The 21,874-nt window shown below is 36.3% G+C and carries 22 protein-coding genes; 12 read left to right on the forward strand and 10 right to left on the reverse strand.

Annotation, left to right across the window (positions count from 1 at the left end):
* The first annotated feature begins 12 nt into the window (after window positions 1–12).
* The 3 genes from MKX83_RS02240 (at window position 13) to MKX83_RS02250 (ending at window position 2,367) form a co-directional block, all read left to right on the forward strand.
* A complete protein-coding gene (locus MKX83_RS02240; protein WP_341053847.1) occupies window positions 13–951 on the forward strand; it encodes a glucosaminidase domain-containing protein in 939 nt (312 codons plus the stop codon).
* Window positions 952–970: 19 nt separating this feature from the next.
* A complete protein-coding gene (locus tag MKX83_RS02245; RefSeq protein WP_095370905.1) occupies window positions 971–1,654 on the forward strand; it encodes an HAD family hydrolase in 684 nt (227 codons plus the stop codon).
* A 152-nt stretch (window positions 1,655–1,806) separates the two neighbouring features.
* A complete protein-coding gene (locus tag MKX83_RS02250) occupies window positions 1,807–2,367 on the forward strand; it encodes a GNAT family N-acetyltransferase (RefSeq protein ID WP_411675011.1) in 561 nt (186 codons plus the stop codon).
* Between the two features lie 266 nt (window positions 2,368–2,633).
* Here MKX83_RS02250 and ade read toward each other — a convergent pair whose 3' ends face one another.
* The gene (gene ade, locus MKX83_RS02255) at window positions 2,634–4,403 is read right to left on the reverse strand and encodes an adenine deaminase (RefSeq protein ID WP_340978644.1); all 1,770 of its coding nucleotides are present in this window, start codon (window positions 4,401–4,403) and stop codon (window positions 2,634–2,636) included.
* Between the two features lie 258 nt (window positions 4,404–4,661).
* On the opposite strand from ade, the gene MKX83_RS02260 reads away from it, so the two are divergent.
* On the forward strand, window positions 4,662–5,231 hold the full coding sequence (locus MKX83_RS02260; RefSeq protein WP_340977467.1) for a nucleotidyltransferase family protein: 570 nt from the start codon (window positions 4,662–4,664) through the stop codon (window positions 5,229–5,231).
* A gap of 35 nt (window positions 5,232–5,266) precedes the next feature.
* On the opposite strand, the gene MKX83_RS02265 is transcribed toward MKX83_RS02260, so the two are convergent.
* From MKX83_RS02265 to MKX83_RS02280, 4 genes are all read right to left on the reverse strand, one after another.
* On the reverse strand, window positions 5,267–5,974 hold the full coding sequence (locus tag MKX83_RS02265) for an ABC transporter permease (protein WP_307315563.1): 708 nt from the start codon (window positions 5,972–5,974) through the stop codon (window positions 5,267–5,269).
* The gene (locus tag MKX83_RS02270) at window positions 5,971–6,819 is read right to left on the reverse strand and encodes an ABC transporter ATP-binding protein (RefSeq protein ID WP_341053849.1); all 849 of its coding nucleotides are present in this window, start codon (window positions 6,817–6,819) and stop codon (window positions 5,971–5,973) included. The genes MKX83_RS02265 and MKX83_RS02270 overlap by 4 nt, the downstream gene beginning before the upstream one ends.
* A 188-nt stretch (window positions 6,820–7,007) precedes the next feature.
* Complete coding sequence (locus MKX83_RS02275) at window positions 7,008–8,102, reverse strand: LytTR family transcriptional regulator DNA-binding domain-containing protein (protein WP_095370899.1); 1,095 nt, start codon at window positions 8,100–8,102, stop codon at window positions 7,008–7,010.
* 242 nt (window positions 8,103–8,344) lie between these two features.
* Entirely contained in the window at window positions 8,345–9,907 is a 1,563-nt protein-coding gene (locus MKX83_RS02280) for a Vga family ABC-F type ribosomal protection protein (protein ID WP_328198949.1), read from the reverse strand.
* A 498-nt stretch (window positions 9,908–10,405) separates the two neighbouring features.
* Here MKX83_RS02280 and MKX83_RS02285 point away from each other — a divergent pair, with 498 nt between their 5' ends.
* Window positions 10,406–10,864 (forward strand): chemotaxis protein CheX, encoded by a 459-nt coding sequence (locus MKX83_RS02285; protein WP_095370897.1) that lies wholly within the window; start codon window positions 10,406–10,408, stop codon window positions 10,862–10,864.
* Here MKX83_RS02285 and MKX83_RS02290 read toward each other — a convergent pair whose 3' ends face one another.
* Entirely contained in the window at window positions 10,865–11,212 is a 348-nt protein-coding gene (locus MKX83_RS02290) for a hypothetical protein (protein WP_095370896.1), read from the reverse strand.
* A 168-nt stretch (window positions 11,213–11,380) separates the two neighbouring features.
* A complete protein-coding gene (locus tag MKX83_RS02295) occupies window positions 11,381–12,433 on the reverse strand; it encodes a lactonase family protein (protein ID WP_095370895.1) in 1,053 nt (350 codons plus the stop codon).
* 245 nt (window positions 12,434–12,678) lie between these two features.
* Here MKX83_RS02295 and MKX83_RS02300 point away from each other — a divergent pair, with 245 nt between their 5' ends.
* From MKX83_RS02300 to MKX83_RS02325, 6 genes are all read left to right on the forward strand, one after another.
* A complete protein-coding gene (locus MKX83_RS02300; protein ID WP_095370894.1) occupies window positions 12,679–13,191 on the forward strand; it encodes a YbaK/EbsC family protein in 513 nt (170 codons plus the stop codon).
* Window positions 13,192–13,498: 307 nt separating this feature from the next.
* Window positions 13,499–14,662 (forward strand): beta-ketoacyl-[acyl-carrier-protein] synthase family protein, encoded by a 1,164-nt coding sequence (locus MKX83_RS02305; RefSeq protein ID WP_095370893.1) that lies wholly within the window; start codon window positions 13,499–13,501, stop codon window positions 14,660–14,662.
* Between the two features lies 1 nt (window position 14,663).
* On the forward strand, window positions 14,664–16,388 hold the full coding sequence (locus tag MKX83_RS02310) for an ATP-binding protein (RefSeq protein ID WP_095370892.1): 1,725 nt from the start codon (window positions 14,664–14,666) through the stop codon (window positions 16,386–16,388).
* 128 nt (window positions 16,389–16,516) lie between these two features.
* On the forward strand, window positions 16,517–17,101 hold the full coding sequence (locus tag MKX83_RS02315) for a TetR family transcriptional regulator (RefSeq protein ID WP_095370891.1): 585 nt from the start codon (window positions 16,517–16,519) through the stop codon (window positions 17,099–17,101).
* Between the two features lie 88 nt (window positions 17,102–17,189).
* A complete protein-coding gene (locus MKX83_RS02320; RefSeq protein WP_095370890.1) occupies window positions 17,190–17,540 on the forward strand; it encodes a DMT family transporter in 351 nt (116 codons plus the stop codon).
* Complete coding sequence (locus tag MKX83_RS02325) at window positions 17,540–17,854, forward strand: DMT family transporter (protein ID WP_095373550.1); 315 nt, start codon at window positions 17,540–17,542, stop codon at window positions 17,852–17,854. Before MKX83_RS02320 ends, MKX83_RS02325 begins: the two co-directional genes overlap by 1 nt.
* 299 nt (window positions 17,855–18,153) lie before the next feature.
* Here MKX83_RS02325 and cydS read toward each other — a convergent pair whose 3' ends face one another.
* The 3 genes from cydS to MKX83_RS02335 are packed head-to-tail and all read right to left on the reverse strand — an operon-like array spanning window position 18,154 to window position 20,649.
* Complete coding sequence (cydS, locus tag MKX83_RS24570; RefSeq protein ID WP_370873333.1) at window positions 18,154–18,264, reverse strand: cytochrome bd oxidase small subunit CydS; 111 nt, start codon at window positions 18,262–18,264, stop codon at window positions 18,154–18,156.
* Between the two features lie 17 nt (window positions 18,265–18,281).
* Entirely contained in the window at window positions 18,282–19,307 is a 1,026-nt protein-coding gene (locus MKX83_RS02330; protein ID WP_095370889.1) for a cytochrome d ubiquinol oxidase subunit II, read from the reverse strand.
* Window positions 19,297–20,649 (reverse strand): cytochrome ubiquinol oxidase subunit I, encoded by a 1,353-nt coding sequence (locus tag MKX83_RS02335; protein ID WP_095370888.1) that lies wholly within the window; start codon window positions 20,647–20,649, stop codon window positions 19,297–19,299. Before MKX83_RS02335 ends, MKX83_RS02330 begins: the two co-directional genes overlap by 11 nt.
* 330 nt (window positions 20,650–20,979) lie before the next feature.
* Here MKX83_RS02335 and MKX83_RS02340 point away from each other — a divergent pair, with 330 nt between their 5' ends.
* A complete protein-coding gene (locus MKX83_RS02340) occupies window positions 20,980–21,858 on the forward strand; it encodes a YitT family protein (RefSeq protein WP_095370887.1) in 879 nt (292 codons plus the stop codon).
* The last annotated feature ends 16 nt before the right edge of the window (window positions 21,859–21,874 follow it).

Here is a 21,874-nt window from a genome sequence, read left to right on the forward strand (position 1 = left end):
GAGGTGTTTATTTTGAACTTTATTGAAGCGATCGTTCCGTTAGCAAAGAAAATAGCTAAACAATATCACATACTGCCTTCACTAGTGATTGCACAAGCTATGCATGAATCTAATCATGGGAAGAGTAAATTGGCAATAGAAGGTAATAATTTGTTCGGTATAAAGGGTGAGTATAACGGACAGTCGGTAAAGATGTTGACGAAAGAATTTATAGATGGGCAAATGGTTACAACGGCAGCGGCATTTAGAAAGTACCCTTCATGGGAGGAGTCAATTGAGGACTTAGCAAAGCTTTATAAGAATGGTGTATCTTGGGATCGAAACAAATACCTTGCTATTTTAGAAGAAAAAGATTACAAAAAAGCTGCTGAGCAGGTGCAGTTATCAGGTTATGCGACAGATCCTGATTATAGCAAAAAAATCATTCGTATCATTGAGACTTATCAATTACTACAATATGATACTAATCCTAAATATCATTTATCAAGGGACAAAAAAGGTTATGTAACGGTTGAAGATGCAAAGAAAGAGATACGAGAAAAGTCCCTGTACAAGGCAGGGAGTTATTATATTTTTAAAAAGGTAGGAGAAATATTTAATCTATCAAAAGTGGAAGGTATGCCAGGATCTTGGGTGAACCTAAATCAATTAGAGGAGGTAGAGTTTAGCTATACAGTCAAATCTGGCGATACGCTTTCAAAAATAGCAGCTGTGCACGATACAAGTGTCAGTAGCTTGCAAAAAATCAATCATATTCATAATCCTCACTTGATTACTGTCGGACAAATAATCAAGACAGGGGAAAAACACTACTATTACACCGTTCACCAAGGTGATACAGTCACAACTATCATAAAGAGATTTAAACTAACGGCGCAAAAGTTACAAGAATGGAACCATTTGAAAGATATCAATGTGATTACAGTTGGGCAAAAGTTACGAGTGAAATAATTGGAGGTGTAATCAAGTAATGGTAAGAGCAGTGATGTTTGATTTAGACGGAACCCTTCATAATCGAAAGGCAGCTATTTTGTCGTTTATTGAGAATCAGCAAGAGAGACTCTTTCCACATTTAGATAAGAAAATATATGCAGAAAGGTTCATTAATTTAGATCAAGGCGGCTATGTTTGGAAAGATAAAGTGTATCAACAGATGGTAGGAGAGTTTTCTTTAATAGACTTTTCTTGGCAAGAATTACTGCAGGATTATTTATCTCATTTTCCTTTACATGCCGAACTGTATCCTCAGGCAATTACATTGCTTAAAAGGTTGAAAAAGAAGGGCTTAAGGACGGCGATCATCTCGAACGGGTACAGTAAATTTCAGCGAGAAGTAATTAAGTCATTGCAGATAGAAGCATTGTTTGATGAAATTGTTATTTCAGAAGAGGTTGGTGTAAAGAAACCCCATCCTTATATCTTTGAACATACTCTTTCAAGACTTGGCGTATCTCCAGATGAGACAGTATATGTAGGTGACCATCTCAAAAATGATATAGTCGGTGCGGGTGGAGTGGGGATATATACAATATGGAAACAGCCTCGCCCTGCATTTACAACAAAAGGGGATGAGCATGTTTCTGATTTATCGGAAGTATTTGCAGCTATTATGAAAAAAGTAAATACTGAATTTTGTAAGGACCAAATCTTGTAGGATGGATGAGGTCTTTTTATTTTATTCATATTGGTATCGAATAACTTACATTTAGAGATCCTTACATGCGTTTTTCTTGTGAAGAGAAGGAGAATAGCGAAAAAAATTGAATGAGAGTAGTATCAAAATTTATTTTAAAAGAGGGGTACCTAGTGATATATCATCATAACGAAAATAAAATCGAAACGAACCAATTAATGCTTCGCTTGTTTAATGAGGCCGATGTACCAGAAGTTGTTAAACTATGTAACAATTATAATCTTTATAAAAGTACTTTAAATCTTCCCTATCCTTATTTAACTGAACATGCTCTTATTTGGATGGAAAATCATCTTAGTGATTTCAATCATAATAAGCGGTTTGAGTTGGCAATAACTGATAAAATCACTGGCAAGTTATACGGTGCAATTGCGCTCTCGCATCATCAAACGTTCAATCATGGAGAGCTTGCTTATTGGATTGGTGAGGAATATTGGGGGAATGGCTATGCTACAGAGGCTGCTAAAGCGTTAATTGAATTTGCCTTTAGCGCAAAAAATTACAATAAAGTGTTTGCACGTTCATTCGACTCGAACCCAGCTTCAATGAGGGTAATTGAAAAGACCGGTATGAAGAAAGAAGGCCTGTTGAAAAAACATGTAAGAAAAGATGGAAAATATATAGACCTCGTATGTTATGGCATTCTTAAACCAGAAGCTGATGTTTTGGGTTAAATAGGGACATGTATTAGTTACGAGTTCATATGAGAGTGAAGTTGAAACAGCTAGGGACATAGGTGGGGAAGTACCTTGCTGTTGCTTTATTTAAAACTAATGGAGGACTCTCTAAGAGAGGGTAAGCTGTTTACTGTAATATACAAAAAAATTGTCAGTTTGGCATAGATAGAAAAATTGGATAAAATACAAGAAGGAGTTCTCAAGAGAGAAACATAATATAAAAAGTAACCCGAAACGAGTTCGGGTCATTCTCATTTATTAGGTTATTTCTCTACAGATACAGAGATATGGTTAAAGGTATTGACATCAAAGAGCCCAAGGTCTGTTAGTTTTAGTGATGGAATAACAGGTAGCGCAAGGAAGCTTAATGTTAAGAATGGATTAAATGTATGGTTAGCTCCGATTTTATCCAATGCCTGATTGATTTCCACTAGCCTCTTATTCACTTTCTCATATGGTTCATGTGACATGAGACCCGCGATTGGCAAGTTTAATTGAGCAAGCACCTTTCCTTTATCGACAACTACAAGTCCACCTTGCATGTCGCGGATTGCATTGGCAGCGACAGCCATATCTTTATCAGTTGTACCCGCAAGAATTAAATTATGAGAATCATGGGCTACCGTTGTTGCGATGGCGCCAGATTGTAGTCCGAGCCCTTTTAAGACACCGAGTCCAATGTTGCCAGTATGATGATGACGCTCCATGACAGCAATTTTCAAATGATCTTTCTCGATAGAAGCGATGAAACGATCGCGTTCGTCTTTCTGAACGGTTTCAATAACATGGTCGGTTACTATGCTGTTCGGTATCACTTCAATAATATGGGCTTTTTCTCCGACGATGTCTAAGTGAAACGATTGTTCATTAATGACAGGAAGATGGACGGTATTAGTGAGATGGGAAAATTCCTTTTGCTCTAATTCTTTAGGGAAATCAGTTAATTCTCCTTCACTAAAAACACATTGTCCATTTTTATAAACAGATTGAATCTCAATTTGCTCAAGATCGTCTAATAAAACGAAATCAGCTTTATATCCTGGAGCGATGGCACCTTGTTCCTTAAGCCCGAAGCACTCAGCTGTATTGAGAGACCCCATTTGAATCGCTGTAATCGGATCAATCCCCTTCTTAATCGCTTTCCGAATCATATAGTCGATACTACCTTCGCTAATAATATCATCAAGATGGCGGTCATCTGTAACAAATAGAAATCTACGTGCATTTTTCTCATTAACAATTGGTAGGATTCGACATAATTCTTTTGCTGCTGTACCTTCGCGAATCATGACGTACATCCCTTTTTGCAATCGTTCTTTTGCTTCTTTTGCAGTAGTTGCTTCATGATCAGTTCGGATACCAGCTGTCATATACACATCTAGTTGTTTTCCTTTTAGCCCCGCCGCATGGCCATCCACTTTTTTTCCTCTTTTATGCGCTTCGTGAATTTTACTCAATAAGTCGTGATCGCCTTTCATCACACCGGGATAATTCATGACTTCGGCTAAACCAATCACCCTCTCATATTCATAAAAAGGAGATAAGTCGTTTGCTGTTAATGTAGCACCGGCATTTTCAAAAGGTGTGGCTGGCACACAAGATGGTAGCATGAAATAAGCATCAAATGGAATATCATCAGATGCGTGAAGCATAAACTCAATACCTCTTTCACCAACGACATTAGCAATCTCATGAGGATCACAAATGACAGCAGTTATCCCATGCTGCAGGAGGATTTTTGAAAACTCGACAGGGGTTACCATGGAGGATTCAATATGTACATGTCCATCAATAAAAGAAGGAGCTAAAAAACGGTTATGAGCGTCAACTGTTTCTATTCCTTTATAGTCACCAATTCCAACAATATATCCATCTGTGATGGCTACGTCTCCAGAAATAATTTCACTTGAAAACACATCAACAATTTGCGCATTTTTGATGACAAGGTCTGCAGGTGATTTACCTGAAGCTACTTCAATTCGTTTCTTCATCTTTTCCATTAAAGGTCCTCCTCCAAAAGTGGTTCCGTCAATTTCGATTTTTTGAACTTTATTGTACCATTAAGTAGTTGGTTCATTTATGACATTGTTATTGTTTCTTCCAATCATAAGTAAGAAGGCTTAAACTGTTTAGGTCATTATACTAGTGTTCTTAAACTAAGGGAAATAAAAGAGAATTTTGACTTCTCCCTAAAAATTATAATCAAGTGTGAAACCAAATAATGTAAATGTACTCTTATATAAGATATGATGTTAGTTGCTTTTTAATCAATAAAGGTGGTAGATACTACGATGATTAATTATGAAAAACAGTTAAAGGAAATGTTAGAACAAAATGAGGAAATCATTCATTTATTAAGTTGTTTATCGGATTTGGACTTACCCTTTGATTATTATGTAGCTGCGGGATGTGTGGCAAATACCGTGTGGAATCAATTATCTGGCAACGCAATCGACTATGGTATATCAGATATTGACCTTGTCTACTATGACAAGGGAAACCGATTGAGCGAAAGGGAGTTTCAGCAAATATTAAGTAGTATGCTCAAGTCGTTTCCATATCAATTAGATATAAAGAATCAAGCGAATGTCCATTTCTGGTATGAAGAAAAATTTGGTTTTGCGATTCCTGCTTATACAAGCATCAATGAGGCAATCGCGAGCTGGCCAACAACAGCTACTGCGGTAGGGGTGAAAATGGAGAAAAATGACAAGATGACTATGTATGCGCCTTATCATTTAGATGATCTGTTTAACATGAGGATAGTACCGAATAAAGTAATCGTCACGAAGGAGATATATGAGTATAAGGCAAGGAAATGGAAAGCGAAATGGCCCAATCTTGTTGTATATGATTGGTGAGGTCGGAGAGAGGGAACCTATCCGACCTCGATACCTTAATCAAATCTACGTTTCTTATATATTACGATGGTGAGTATGAATGAAACGGCTACCCACAAGAATAAAATGAACAAATTCATGAGGATTTCAGCTGCCCCCTTACCGTCACTTAAACCAAACCAAATCTGATTTAATTGTTCATTAGGCAACAACTCAATTATATTGATCAAGGTTGCATTTTCAACCATTGGTTTAAACATGGAGCTCATGCCGAATATAATTAATACAGGCATACCGATAATACTTGTCTCCATTACTGTCCGTGAAAGCAGTCCAAGAATCGTTCCTGTTGCAAGGTAAAAGACTAAGCCTAGTAAAGTGCTAAGAGAAAATAGTGGAAGGGATGGGACTGTGTATCCTGAGAAAATAATTGATCCGATAATAACAAGTATGGTCATCAGTCCAGACAATGCGCTTTTTCCAATCAATATTTCTAGTGTACTGGCAGGTGATAATAACAAGCCCCTCAAAGTATTTTTCTCTTTTTCTTCTGCAACCATCGCAGCTTGAATAAAAGCACCTGCAATAATTAGTGCGAGATTAATTGGATAAGTAGAAAGGACGTCTGTTGCTGCATTCATGCGACCTAACATCGCTGCAAAAACTAATGGGATGGCTAAAGTAAAAAGAATATATGAATTTCTCTGCAAATCTTTCCAATCTTTAATAAATATAGCGTTGACACGTTTTAATGAAAAGATCATGATAATTTCCTCCCCGTTAATTTTACAAATACATCTCCAAGTGTCGGCTCATCTGAATGAATGGTTACGATTTCTCCGTCTTTTATATAGTTATATATTTCTTTTGCACCTGCTTCGTCTTTTTGCACAACCACTTTACGATTGTTTCGCAATAATAGGGAGATGGATGAAGAACTTTGTTGTGTTTTAATATTCTCTGGTGTATCAATTAAGCTGATTTCACCATTATGTAAGAATGCCACTCGATCACAAATTGTCTCGGCTTCTTGCATATCATGAGTAGTTAAAAATATTGTTGTTCCTTCTTCGTTTAGCTTTTTAAGCCCTTGGTGGATATGCATCGTGTTTACAGGATCCAAGGCGGAAGTCGGCTCATCTAAAAAGAGTAAATCCGGTTTATGAAGCATGGCTCTAGCTAATGTCACTCGTTGCTTCATTCCTTTGGACAGTTTTTGCACGATTTTCTTACTTTCTCCTATTAAATTTACCGTTGTGAGTACTTCATTGATTCTTTTTTTATCTACTTCATATAAATCACAATATAATGCGAGATTATCGTATATACTAAGCCTTTCGTATAAGCCACTATTATCAGTTAATATACCAATTCTCTTCATATAAATGGGATCTTTTAGTTTCGCAATTGGTTCACCAAACACTTTCACTTCTCCGGCAGTTGCATGAAGTTGAGCGGTTAGGATTTTGATTGTTGTTGTTTTACCTGAACCACTCGGTCCTAAGAAACCAATTGTTTCCCCTTTTCTTACTTGAAAACTTACTTTCTTTAAAGCTAGTTGGTTTTGAAAAGACTTTTCAAGGTCTCTTACTTCAATGACATTTTCCATTTAATTGGCCCCTTTTCACGTTTTGCATTTCTTGTCTTCAATATTAACTGTGAAATGGGATGAATACAGTAATATCAAGGTGAAAAGCGTCTATATTTAGATGAATGGAAGCAATTAAGCGGTGAATGGAGCAAGGAAAGTAGGTGAAAATAGGGTGTCATTCGTTGTTAAAGTCAAGATGAAACAACTTATATGCCCATAATCTCTTTCAACTCATTTAATTTTCCTTTTGATAATGGGATTGAACTCTTTTTCGCATCATCGAGAATAAGGCTATAACTATTTCTTGTCCAAGTAATGACTTCTCTCACCTTCTGCAAATTAACAATATATGAACGATGACAGCGAAAGAATCCAAATGGATGCAGTCTCTCAAATAATGTATTTAGCGTAAGAGCACAAGGGAAACTTTCACCATTTACATGTAAATGGGAAATGCCATCATTACTCTCAACATATACAATTTCAGTCGGATCAAAAAGGATGATTTTGTCCTCCACTTTTGCAGGGATTTTTTCAAGACGCAATGGATTGTTCATGTTCTGAATCTTTTCTGAAGAAGCTGGACCGATTTCTTCGCTAGGCAACATATCTTGTTGCGGCTGTGCTTCTTCATCTTCGATATCCTGGTGACTACTCTCTTCATCCATGATCTCGATTTTTTTTAGACCGTGCTCATTTAAACGATACACTGTATCCGTCATTGATAGTGCACTTTCGTAATTATTAGTAATGATAAGGGCGACTCTTCCTTGTTGTTTATGGTCTTCTAATACTTTCTGTAGTGTAATTTTACTTTCGATATCGATGTTTTGGTCGGGTTCTTCTAATATAAGCAAATCTGGTTGATGGAGGATTGCCCTTCCTAAGTGTAGCCTTTTCTTTTCAGAAAACGTAAGTCTGCTAATCTTTGTATTTACTTTGTCTATTAAATTTATTTTTTGTATTAAAGCTTCTATTTCTATATTGACTTCATGCAGGTTCTTATAAAAAGTTAAAAATTCTCTGGGAGTTAACCGGTCGTAGAGAGCGTCGTCTAGTAGAGATAGCCCAATTCTATTAGATAGACTTTTAAAATGCTTATTTAACTCTGTATCTTCAAATAATACATTTCCATTTGAAATACTGTTCTTTCCAATCATCATCATGATGAGATGTTTGCCAACTTCGTTATTGCATTGGAGTGCAACAATTTCATTTCTATATAAAGTTAAATCGAATTTAGGGAAGATAATTGTATTTCCGATTGTTTTTTCAAGTTGATTCATCTGCAATAGCTTCATGTCGACACCTCAGGGTAGATTAATATGGTTTACATTGACTATAAGATTTTCGTTTACACAAAGGATAAATGATTGAAGAGGAAGAGGACGAATGTCGTAATTCAATGTAGTTAAATATACCTTAATTGGATTTTACAGGATTTTAAAGCTGATTAAAAGTGGAAATAATTAAAATGTTGAGGCTTTATATGAAGAAAAAAGAGGGACCCGAATGTCATGCAAGTAGGGTCCCTTTGTAGAACTTATTGCCATTTCTTTTTCTGTTGTAGTAGTTTCTGGAATTCTTTTTCCAGCTCCTCTGTTGGCTCGATACTCAATCGTGAAAGGACTTCTGTTATTTTTGTTTCGATGAGTAAACGTTCTTCCTCATGATCATTCCTCTTCACCTCGGGCTCATAGGATTCGTAAGCTTCGTGATTGCCTCTGAATACTTCAATCTGTTTATTTTTAATAATCAATAACCTGTTTGCTACCTTATTAGTAAGACGGCGATCATGAGAGACGAAGAGAATAGTTCCCTTATATTGCATTAATAGTTCTTCTAATGCTTCTACAGCTTCAATATCGAGAAAATTTGTCGGCTCATCTAGCACTAATGTATTCACTTCACTCACAAGTATTTTGGCTAATGCGACTTTCACTCGTTCTCCGCCGCTAAGAAGTGAGACTTTTTTATATACATCTTCTCGAAAAAAGCGTAGTCTGGCTAGTATTGTACGAATAATCGTTTCTTCCTGAATAGAGGTTTCTTTAACATTTTCAATAATCGTTTTATCCTTGTGCAGAATATCTAAATTTTGACTAAAATAGCCAATTTTTAAAGATGGAGAGACAGTCAATTCTTGCCTCTGTAAAATTTTTTTAATCAAGGTTGTCTTTCCAGAGCCATTGGGACCAATAATCGCCCATTTTTCTCCTCCGCGAATTTGAAAGGAGGCGGGTTCAAAAAGCAGGTGATCAGCTATTTTTCCTTTAAGGTTTTCCGCTCTAATAATAATTCGGTTCTTCGTATTTTTTTCATTAGGTAAGGTCATTTGTAAAGACGGGAGGTCCTTAATTTTTTCAACCTTTTCAAGCTTTTCCAATCTTGTTTCAATTGATTTAGCCGTTTGTTGCAGCTTTTTTTGTTTTTTAGCAAAGTAAGGCTTTGATCCTGTGATCCGTGCTTCAGAAGAACTTAGATTTTTTGGCTTTTTAGTTGCTCTCTCTGCCTTCTTAGCCTTCAAGGTGAGGGCATTTTCTAATTGTGCTTTTTTCTGTTCATACTGTTCGTAAGCTTGCTGCTTCTCTGCTAATGCTAATTCTTTCTGCTGTTTATATTGCGAGTAATTACCAGAATATATCTTTACTTTCTCCTCGTCAATTTCCCAAATTTTTGTACACACACGGTCAAGAAAAGTTCTGTCATGCGAGACAAGAATGAGGGCACCTTGCCAATGCTTAAGAATCTTTTCTAACCATTCAATATGGGAAGTGTCCAGATGGGTCGTTGGTTCATCTGCAAGTAATATTTCCGGGTTTTTAGCTAGTGCTTCTTTAATATATTGTTGCGTTGTTTCTCCACCACTTTTGTATTGATCATCATGTTTTAATTGTGGTAATAACTCCATTGTGCCATTGCGGATGATTTGTCCCTCTTCGGCAGCTATTTTTCCTACAAGTGTATCTAAAATTGTCGTCTTTCCTGTCCCGTTCCGGCCAACTAAACCAATACGATCGTTTTGTTGTACAGTTATTCTTTCTGCAGTAGCTAATAGCCGGTCACCTATAGTAATTTTCAAATCAGTGGCTTCTAATAATAGCATATTGATCATCTCCTCTCGTTTTGGGAGACAAATTCTCGAAAAAAATGCCTCCTATTTCTTCAGAATAGGAGGCATAAAGGTACACTAAAAAAGTTGGGAGAATTCCAACGGGTAACCTTATGAAGTGCAATCCTATTCTGAAAACATTGTTTGAAAGCATAGCAAAATAAAGCGTTCCTTTACTCATTACCTTCAATTGTTTGTTTTCGATAAATAGGATTCTTACTTCATTGACTTAGAGTCACCCTTTCGCATTTAATAATATTATCATACTTAAATGGATAGAAATTGTCAAAGTTATGTGTTTTAATGTTTGTTGAAAAGGGAATAAGAGAAGTTAGCGCTCTATAAAACCATTCGTGTCTGAATTTTAAAATAGTTATTTTTGCTCATTTATTTTCAGTTTTATCATGTATTTTTTTAATGAAAAATATAGCAAAAGAACCAGGTATAATATACTATGATACTATCAACTATTTTGATGTGGGGTGACCGGCAATGGAAAAGGTCTTACAGGATAAAGAAAAAATGAACCTTTTATTAAAAGGTGTCCAAACTTCAATTGGACAGCTAATTCCCATGAATCATGAATTAGTGGGTAGGACTGAGCTAGAAGGTTCATTCCTTGTTCGATATGGGGTATTCATCGGTTTCTCAGGGGACATAGCTGGTAAATTGTTCATTGGTGGTGATCGTTCACTTTTTTCATTGCTGGGGAAATCTATGTTCGGGATGGACTTAGAAGGTGAAATGTTAACATCTTTTAGTGGGGAACTAGGGAATATGATTGCTGGTGGTTCAGTATCAGCCATCGAAGGGAAGGGAATGGAAGTAGATATTACCTCCCCGACAATATTGGATGGTCATAGTTTTATATCAGGGTATACAAAAGGGTATATTCTTACTTATAATTTGCCAGATAATATAGAACTTCTTGTCCATGTTTTGATTGACTAACTATTGTTGATACGATAAGTATTCATATTCATCCAATGGAATAGCTTTAATGACTTCCTGCTCGTCATTTCTATAAACCTCGAATTGTTGATATTTTTCAACAATGACATCATCTTTGTAAACTGTGTCCACTAGTTGAAGCTCTAAAGTAGGAGCTAAACCTTCAAGGTCAGTTTCATCAACGGTTTGACTTACTTCTTCGCTGTCATTATTCTCATTAATTACTGGAAAATAGGGATATTTACTTTCTCTTTCGTTCTCATGGTGGAGGATTGAATTAGGGGATTCAGCTAATGAAACAAAGCAAATAATGATGGCTACTCCAACTAGATAAACAACTTTATTCATCATTTCTCCTCCTTAAATAGTCTCCTATTTTAGTTTATGCATGTCCTATTAGTGATAGAACGTTAATAAAGTCATCGCCTATCAATAGAGGGGATACAAAAAAGGGCTATTCATTAGCAGAACACCCCTTTTTTATTATTAGTTATGAAATTAAATTTATTTTTGTACTTATAGTTGTTGAGGTAAAAACTTCACACAAACTGGTTCAGGTACAGGAACATTTTGTTGCAATAGTTGAAGTAACCCTGATTCAGCCTCTCGTTTAAATAAAGTTAAATTATTTGACCGTTCATTGGCTGCGATTAAGTATTCTTCAGTTGGATCTAATACAAAGTCACGTGGCCAATCTCCATATGTCGATGTATGAGCAACAAAGGTTATATGCAATCGATCTTCGGCGACTGCAAATATCGCAATTGAATTATGACCTCTATTGCCAGCGTATAAAAATTTGCCGTCTTGAGAAAGATGGATGGCGCTACCTTGATTGTTTTCTAAAAAATCCTCAGGTATCGTCTTATAATAAGAAATTTCCTTCAATTCTCCTTTCTCAGTGTCATATTGAAGTGCAATAATTTCTGAGCTTAGTTCAGTCATGCAGTAGGCCCATTTCCCATTGGGGTGAAAGGTGATATGTCTTGGTCCAGAGCCTGGCTGTGTTGCCAAAGTAAAATGTTTGGTGAGTTTATCCCCATCCCTACGAAATAGAATGATTTCATCTGCCCCTAAATCGACAGCAACAACATACTTCTCATCCGGTGTGAGTCCAGCGAAATGGGTATGTGGTTTTTCTTGGCGCTCATGTGGTCCCGAACCATGAATCTCTTTTGAAGTTAGCAGGTTTTTAATCTCGCCATTTTGTAGTAGTGAATAATAGTCAACCGTTCCTTTATGGTAATTCGCACTTAATAAGTATTGACTCTTTGGATCTAGACTTACATGACAAGGCGAGGCACCTGGAGAAAGGTGTTTGTTTAATAAAGTGAGCCCACTATGTCTGCTGTCTAACTCATAAGCGGCGACACCGCCTAAATCTCCTTCTTTCATCACAGCGTATAGATGTGATTGATTCGAGCTGATCGTTAAATAAGTTGGGTTTTCAAGTTTAGCAGCAAGTTCTATATTTTTAATTTGATCATCCTCTAAATGAAATGAGTAAATTCCTTGGCTATCCTTTTTTGTATAGGTACCAACATAGCCTGTGTAAGTAGTTGATGTCATAAGTATTCCTCCAACATTTTATGTATAGCTTTACTGTATCATATTTAAAGAGGAGAATGAAAAATAGAAAGAATCGGGATAAATTTATGGTAAGCGGAGAGGAGAAGGATGGTTACAAATTTTATTTAAAGTAATTTGATTTAAAGATTTGTATGTTTTTTGAATTTTTAACAAATACATTTGCTTTTACTTATTAAAGAATGATATCCTTTTACATTATATTGACAGGAGGCCGCGAAAGAATTATGTCACTTGAAAGTGTTAAAGCTCACTTGGGGAAATATGGTCGAGATAAAGATATATTGGAGTTTGATACGACAAGTGCAACTGTTGATCAAGCTGCCGAAGCAATTGGTGTTATTCCAGCTAAAATTGCCAAAACACTCTCTTTTCGAGGTGAGGGAGAAAAAGCACTACTAGTTGTTGCTGCAGGTGATGCCAGAATAGATAATAAAAAATTTCGTCATACATTTGGAATGAAAGCGAGAATGCTCTCTGCTGAAGAAGTGCTTGATCATACAGGGCATGTGGTTGGTGGTGTCTGTCCATTTGGTTTATCAAAAGAAATGAATATCTTTCTTGATACTTCCCTACAGCGTTTTGAAATGGTATATCCAGCATGTGGTAGCAAAAACTCAGCAATTGAACTAACTTGTGAGGAATTATATCAATATGCAGGGGCAAAACAATGGGTGGATGTAACTAAAGATTGGAATGGCGAGGCTAGGGAACAAACTGCGGCTACAACGGAAAATTGATTGTATTTGATGTAATGAAAGAAGGAGAGGTACTTGCCTAACAAAGGTTGGTACCTTTTTATGTGGAGAAGAATTTGAAATACGTGGTGCTTCCTCACTTGGGAATCTTAATAACACACACTATTATTAAGAGGAAATAGCTTAATTCTTTTTTTATTAGAGAAAAAGACCTGAATCTGCGTGGTGTTCTTATGTTACTATAGTACTATTCATGTTGTGTGAAAGGGTTTAGTCATGAATGAAACGTATCTTATTTTCTAGATTAATAGTAAGATAAAGGTGTATATATGCAAAAGGGGTTGCATTTATGGGAGTTGTCGTCACTGGAATGGGATTGATTGGCCCTAACATTACATCAATCAAAGATTTTTCAAATATATTAAAAGATAAAAAGACAACATTAAATAGAGAAGAATTTAACGGTGAGCACATTTTTACTGGAAGAGTAAATGAGAATGATATTAGCCACTCTTATTTAAAGGCGAGTAAATTACCGAAGTCAGCGCAAATGCTCCTTCATGCAACAGATCGGGCAATAGAAATGGCACAGATTCAACCGAGAGATTATGCAACTGCTATCATTGTTGGCTCTTCTGGTGGTGTAATAACGGAGGTTTTTAACCATTCAACTAAGTTAAACAAAGGAAAAAGGATGAGTCCCTATGCCATAGGGAATATGAATGGGCATACTTTGGCGAATTGTTTAAGTACTTCATTGCAAATTGAAGGACCAGCCTTTTCTTTAGCAAATAGTTGTACTTCAAGTTTAGACGCCATTCATATGGCTAAAATTCTTCTGCAAGCAAACGAGGTAGATGTGTGTATTGTCGGTGGGGTAGACTCTACCATTAATGATTTGGTATTGGCGGGATTTCTGCCACTGAGAATCTTGCAAACGGGAGAGACATTCATGGGTCCCTTTTCAACAGGTGAGGGTTTTGCTATGTCTGAAGGTGCAGGCGTATTAGTATTGGAATCAGAGCAAGGAGCGGTTAAACGAAAAAAAGAGATAATAGGGTATTTAGCGGAATCTAGCATGTTCCAATCCGCATATTCATCTTACATTGCTGATCCAGGAGGTCGGGCAATGGTTAAGGCTGTTGAAAGAACAATTAAGAAAGGGATGCCGACTTATATTAATAGTCAGGCTTTAGGTTCCGAAGCAAACGATGATATTGAGGCAATGGTTTATGGAGAGTTTTTTCTAGATAAGGGTGTGCCCATTACTTCTATTAAAGGGAATGTTGGTCACGCGATGGGAGCATCGGGCATGTTTCAAGTAATGGCCGGTTTAATTAGTATACAGGAACAGTTCATTCCGCCAACCATCAGAGTAGATGTCGGTAAGTATGAGCAGCTTCTGGTTGTTGACGAAGTGATTCATAGCCCAGTGGAACAAGTACTTGTTACTTCACAAGGCTATGGTGGGAACAATAATGCTGCCCTTTTCTCTAAGGAAAGGATGACATAAGATGGAGTTTGTTTTATTATTAACTGTTTCTTTCATCCCCTTGTTTATCTCTGTATCCATATTATTCTATTCTAAAACCTCCTTAACAAAAGCTTTGTCCATTTTCCTCTTAATGTTGTCATTTTGGCAAATGGATATTGCCTTTCTTTATGCTGACCAGATGCTTTCTTTACAAGCGATTGATTTGTTGTTCCGCATTTTACGGATGGGTCCGATTTTTATAATGCCAACGATGTATTATTTCTCATACTATTTAGTAAAAGAAAATCCTTTTTTACATCGCTTTGGGATATTGTTTAATAAACCGGGAATGTGGTTATTTACGATCATTAGTATCATAACGTATTTGATAAACTTTACTTCACTTGGAGTCGAGTCTTACAGATTTGTTGAAGCGGTAAACGTTTCACCTTCTCATTGGATTCCTATCTATGGTCCATTGAATTTTACGTTTATCATTAATGTTTTACTTGTTTTTATTAATTGGTTTTTCTTGTTTATCGTCACCTTACAGTTAAAAGGTGTTTATTATCGAAGCTTTTACTTACAATTAGTAATAGCAGCAATGATTATTTTTATTAATGGTGTTATAAGTGGTTTTTCTTTTGCGCCGCTTTATTTTTCTAGTTTTAACTCTATCATTGCAGCCTTAATCTTATTTCTAGGTTTTTTTCAAATGCAATCGCAAAGAATTCGCAATATCAATATTGAGTTAATTAAACAGAGTGAACTATTAGAAGAAATTATGGATATTAATCCTAATTATCTGCTTGTTACAGGTAGTGATCAGCGAATTGTGAAGGTGAATCGCTCCTTTTGTCAATTATTTGATGAGAAAGAACGTACTTTATTAGGTAAAAAAACATCTACACTTATTCACTTTTTGCCAATGGTTGCATACGGGTTTGAACAACCTTACCGCTATACAGATTATAAAGGAAAAAATTATTATATTCAGTGGGGCATGAAGCAACTATATCAAAATTCCGGTCAATCGTTCACCATCTATTTTGGTAATGATGTAACAGAGCAGAAAAAGAATGAGCAATTGCTTCTTTCATCAGAGAAAATGAAAGTAATTGGTGAAATGGCTGCGAGTGTAGCGCATGAAATAAGAAATCCATTAACGACGATTCGTGGTTTCATACAATTGTTAAGAGAAAGAAACCCTGACTCGGCTTACGAGAGAATTCTTATTGAAGAAATTGATCGGATTAATCAAGTATTAAAAGAATTATTAATTCTCGGGAAGCCTGAGGCTAAATCTGATGAACTGCCTTCTGTTGAGCCATTTGATGCAGTTGATGAAGTGAATAATATTAACCTCCTCTTCAATGCTATGGCGACAGAACAAGGGAAGAAGATTCAACTTACTAACAAATTAAAGCAAAAACATTATATAAATATGGATAAGTCCCATTTCAAGCAAGTTATGATTAATATTATTAAAAACAGTTTGGAAGCCATTCATGAAGGTGGGAAGGTTAAAATTGTTTTAGATGAGCATGAAGAGTATATCCGTATCCGCGTCATGGATAATGGAGAGGGAATTTCTAAAGAAAGATTAGCTAGGATTGGCGAACCGTATTTCACAAGTAAAGAAAAAGGAAATGGCATTGGCTTAACGATTTGTTTTAAATTAATGAACGAAAATAAAGGGAAAATGTTTGTGAAAAGTAAAGAAAGATATGGAACAGTTGTAACAATGCTATATAAAGCACACTAAAAACTCCGAGGGCAATTGGAGGTGGTTAAATATCCTTTGTCTTCGGGTAGAAGTTGTGTTGACATTGACATTTTCTTAAATCCATTTTAAAATGAATGATATTCAGTCATGTTTAAGGAGTTTGATAAATGGACAAAAAAGAGCGTATTGTGCATGCCGCAATTGAAGTTTTTCAAGAAAAGGGCATTGAAAAAACAAAAATTGCCGATATCGTGAAACTAGCAGGTATTGCTCAAGGGACTTATTATTTGTATTTCCCATCGAAACTTTCTGTTATGCCGGCTATTGCAGAAGTGATGGTAGAAAAATTAATTGCCAGAGTACATCATGAAGTAAATAGTGAAGCGATATTTGTTGATCGATTAAAGCAACTGGTCGACAGTATCTTTTTATATACGAGTGAGTATCGAGAAGTGCTTGCCTTAGTATATGCTGGTCTTGCTTCTAGCGAACATATTCGTCAATGGGAAACTGTTTACCAACCATTTTACGAATGGATTAGTCATTTTTTGCAGACGGCTAAAGAAGAAGGAGTCGTACGTTCCAACCTTAATATAGAAAGTACAGCAAAGATTTTGATTGGATTAGTGGAATCGACAGCGGAGCAAATTTACTTGTATGATCACACAGATGAAGACAAAGCAAAGCAACAAAAAGAAGAAGTGCTAACCTTTCTAAAATACGGTTTAGGTTATCAATCTTCTGCTATTTAGCTTATGATTTTTGTAGGTTAAATAAATCTCACCAGTGGTGGGTTTCTGATAAAAAATGACTGAAATTCAGTCATTTGGAGGGAAAAAGATGAATCGATCTTGGTTTTATGTTATATTAACGTGTTTATTTGAACTTGTTTGGGTTTTTGGCTTTAATACAGCGTATCTTTGGTGGCATTGGCTACTTGTAGTTGCAGTGATTTTATTAGATTTTCACTGTTTATCCAAAGCATGTGAGAATCTACCAACTGGCACCGTTTATGCTATCTTCGCCGGAGTAGGTACTGTAGGGACGTCTTTAATGGATGTCTTTCTCTTCAATGGAGAAATGGGGTTAGCGAAAGTAGTATTTATTATATTCATTTTAGTCGGTGTTATCGGTTTGAAGCTAGCTGATAATCAAATAGAAGAACATAGTAGGGAGGATCAAGTAGCATGATGGGCTGGATTCTTGTGATTTTAGCAGCAATAAGTGAAATTACTGGTGTTATTGGGTTAAAAAAATATAGTGAACAAAAAAACATTCAGAATGGTGTCATTTATATGGGTGGTTTTGGGATATCCTTTGCGCTCCTGTATGCCTCCTTTCAATATTTACAAGTGAGTATTGCTTATACGGTATGGATTGGTATTGGTACAGCAGGGGCTGTTTTACTTAGTATGTTCCTTTTCGGAGAGCCAAAAAGTAAAAAACGTATCATCAGCGTGTTGTTTATCATTGTCGGCGTAATTGGTTTGAAGGCGACTTCATAATATCCTTTGCAAGGAGGAGGAAGCACCATTCTGAAGTGAAAAAATGAATAATTTGGGTGCGCAAATAAAAATGCGCACCAAAGTTAATAAAAGGGAGTGATTGCCTTTTTCTGTGCTGGGAAAACTCTGTAATCAACGTTTCCCCCTTTTTACATTGTGATATTCATTTCGTACTTACTCCATTTTTTCTCTATTATACTAAACAACATTATTCCTCTTTTATTTATTCAATGTATAGTGCAGGCAGAGTGAAAGAATTAGACTAAAATATTTGCTTTCGTTGTACCTTTATAAACCCGTTATTTTTTACGGTTAACCGCTGATCGATCATATAAAGCAACTCGAAAGCCGATGATAATGGATAGTAAGATGACAATAAACGGCGCATAAAAAATAATAAATGTACTCATCTAAAATGTCTCCCTTCTTATACATGACTATCATTTCGCCCTTGTACATACTCCTTATTAAATAAGAAAAGCCGCAATAAAAGATAGAGCGATGGTAGGAGCAAACCTAAACCGGCTATAAAAGCTATAATCAAAGCGATGGCCATTGCTTCATTTGTGAAACTATCAAATATTGATAAATGGGGATACAGTAAATACGGATAATGTGAAATGCCATAAGCAAAGAAGGCAAGGTAATATTGTCCGCATAACAAAGTGAATGCGAGCCCATAGTTCATCCTCTTATATATAAGGATAAACGTCCCGATGAAAAATAGTACAGACAATGCAAACATCCACCATAAATCAACAAGTCGTTCAAAATGCTCTGGGTTGTGGAACTTTAATTCAACGATAATCCCAATTGCTGTAATGAGTGAAGGGATAGCCCATATTAGTGCATATTTCCTTAATAAAATAGTTGCCTCTTCGTCCTTGGCATAATGGGCATACCATGTTAAGAAAACAGCTGAGATATAAAGAACTGCCGTTATACTCAGTACAACAATACTCCATGTGAGTGGGCTTGTGAAAAGGGAGACTATATCAAGCACAGGTCCATTTTGTTCGATTGAAATAAATCCGCCTTCTGAGATTGTAAAAACAATTGAAAGAGAAGCTGGGATAAATAAGCCAGATAATCCATAAACATATGTATACCTCTTGGGCATACGATTTCCGTATGTTGAAAAAGCATAATAAGATCCACGAATGGCTAATAAAATAATGGCTAAGCTAATCGGCACTAACAGAGTGGTCCCATAATAATAAGCGGATTGTGGAAAAAACCCAACGATACCGACAAAGAAAAAGACGAGAAATACATTGGTGACTTCCCAGACTGGGGATAAGTAACGTTGAATGATTTTATTTAAAATATGTTGATTGCCTCTATATAAGCTGTAGGCATTAAAAAATCCTGCGCCAAAATCAATAGATGCAACGATAACGTAACCAAACAAAAACAGCCAAAGTACAAAAATACCAATTATCTCAAGACTCAAAAGTGTCACCGCCTTTTTCTATTTTTCGATCAGCTAATTCTTGTTCAACCGTGTTTCTATTGAACATACTAGTGAGTACGTAAATACTCCCTGCACCGAGCAAGAGGTATAAACAGGCAAATAGAACAAGCATCCAGCCTACATATTCATTACTAGTTGCCGCTTCAGCTGTCCGCATCAACCCATGTAGAATCCAAGGCTGTCTACCTACTTCGGTGAACCACCACCCTACCTCAATGGCGATCATTGAAAGTGGACCGGAAAGCACCATAATCCATAAAAACCATTTTGAATGAATAAATGACCACTTTCTAATAAGCCCAATAATATAAAGTAAAGCAATTAAAATAAGGAGCATACCTAAAGTCACCATAATATCGAATAAATAATGAATATATAAAGGTGGCGTAACATCTTCATCAAACTGGTCCAAACCGATGACTTCGGCAAATGGATTGCTGTGGGCAAGTATACTTAAAGCGTAAGGTATCCGAATGGCATATTTAATCTCTTCATCATCTAATACACCATAGAGAATAAGAGGCGCATTTTCTTCTGTTTCAAAATGCCACTCGGCAGCCGCAAGCTTCTCTGGTTGATATTCGGCTAAATATTTTCCAGCGAAGTCACCTAACAGGGCGGTGGAGATGGAGAAGACGAGTGCAAGTTTTAAAGTTAGATAAAGCGCTTTTTTATGATAGAGATGTGTTGAACCTCTAAGCATGCGATAAGCAGCAATACTAGCAAGTATAAACGCTGAAGTCATATAGGCCGTGCTTAAAACATGTGCTACCTTTGTCGGCATAGCTGGACTAAACATAGCAAGCAATGGAGAAATATTAACAATCTGTCCATCGACAATATCAAATCCTTGGGGTGAATTCATGAAAGCATTGACCACAGTAATAAAAACAGCCGAAAATGAAGCACCTAAAGCAACAGGGATTAACAATAGTAAATGTTTTTTTTGATTTTCAAATCGATCCCATGTATATAAGTAAATTCCAAGAAAAATTGCCTCAAAGAAGAAAGCAAATACTTCCATAAATAATGGCAGAGCAATAATATGTCCTACTAGTTCCATAAAGTGTGGCCAAAGAAGAGAAAGCTGCAAGCCGATTGCCGTTCCTGTCACAACTCCAACAGCTACGGTAATGACGAATCCTCTTGCCCAACGACGAGCAAGTAATATGTAATGGTCATCTTGCTTTTTAATTCCGATCCATTGGGCAATCATAATCATTAGTGGGATTCCTACACCAATGGTTGCATAAATGATATGGAAAGTTAATGTTAACTCTGTCAAAGCACGGCTATATAAAACGCCTTGTTCGCTAGCCAATAGAATCCCTTCTTTCGTTATTATCTTTTATAATTAGTGGAACAAGCGTCCGAGGATGGATAAGCCGAGAATAAAAGCGATTGAAAAGGCTAAGAGAATGAGCTTTTTCTCCTGTTTTTTATACATTTTGTCTCCTCCTTTATTTCAAACTAAGTTTGCCCATAATATGGGATATTATTAAGAATCAGACAGAAACTTGTTACAAAGGATGAGAATAATTGAGTTATAATAGAATTAACTGTTTTTTAGGGGTAAATTTTCGTTAGAAAGGGATGATAAGGAATTTATTCTAGCCATGTATCAATTTGAAAAAGTAAAGAGGAGATTATTATGGAAACAAAAAGTAAAAAGAAAAGTAAACAAAGTATACTAAGAATGGTGATTAGATGTCTGATTGTTATTATAGGTGGTTTTATCGCTGCTTATGGACTAGAGGCAGTCTTGATTCCTAATAATGTATCAGATGGAGGCGTTACGGGCATCAGCATTGTAGGTTCGCAACTATTTGATGTCCCATTAGGTGTTTTAATCGCAATTCTTAATATACCTTTTGTTTGGTTAGGTTATAAACAAATTGGTAAAACATTTGCCATCTATTCAATTATTGGTATTGCTTCATTAGCTGCAGGTACAAGCCTCATGCATCACATACCAGTCATTATTCAAGGTGATACACTCCTTGTCACAGTTGTAGGTGGAATTATTCTTGGTTTTGGTATGGGGTTAGCATTACGTAATGGTGGGGCACTTGATGGAATCGACATGCTTGCTGTGCTACTTTCACGAAAGCTCCCATTCGGAACAAGTGATTTAATTCTATTCTTAAATTTATTTGTCTTTATAATTGTTTCTACTGTGTTCGGCCTCCAGGGGGCGTTCTTATCTGCGATTGCTTATTTTATTGCAAGTAAAGTGATACATATCGTTGAGGAAGGGTTAAGTGGATCGAAAACATTTAAAATCATTACAACTGAACCAGTGGCTATGGTTGAAACCATTCGCGACCGTCTTGGGCGTAGTGCTACGTATAAAGAAGCTTATGGCGGTTATTCGCATGAAAAGTTCATCGAAATCACTTGTGTCATTAACCGTTTAGAAGAAAGCAAAATGAAAGAAATCATTTCTGAAATTGATGACGGCGCATTTGTCACCGTTTATGATGTAGCAGAAGTGAAAGGTGGAAGCTTTAGGAAAACGAATATTCACTAATTCAGTTTATGACTCA

Source organism: Cytobacillus sp. FSL M8-0252 (assembly GCF_038007345.1).
Taxonomy (GTDB): domain Bacteria; phylum Bacillota; class Bacilli; order Bacillales; family Cytobacillaceae; genus Cytobacillus; species Cytobacillus kochii.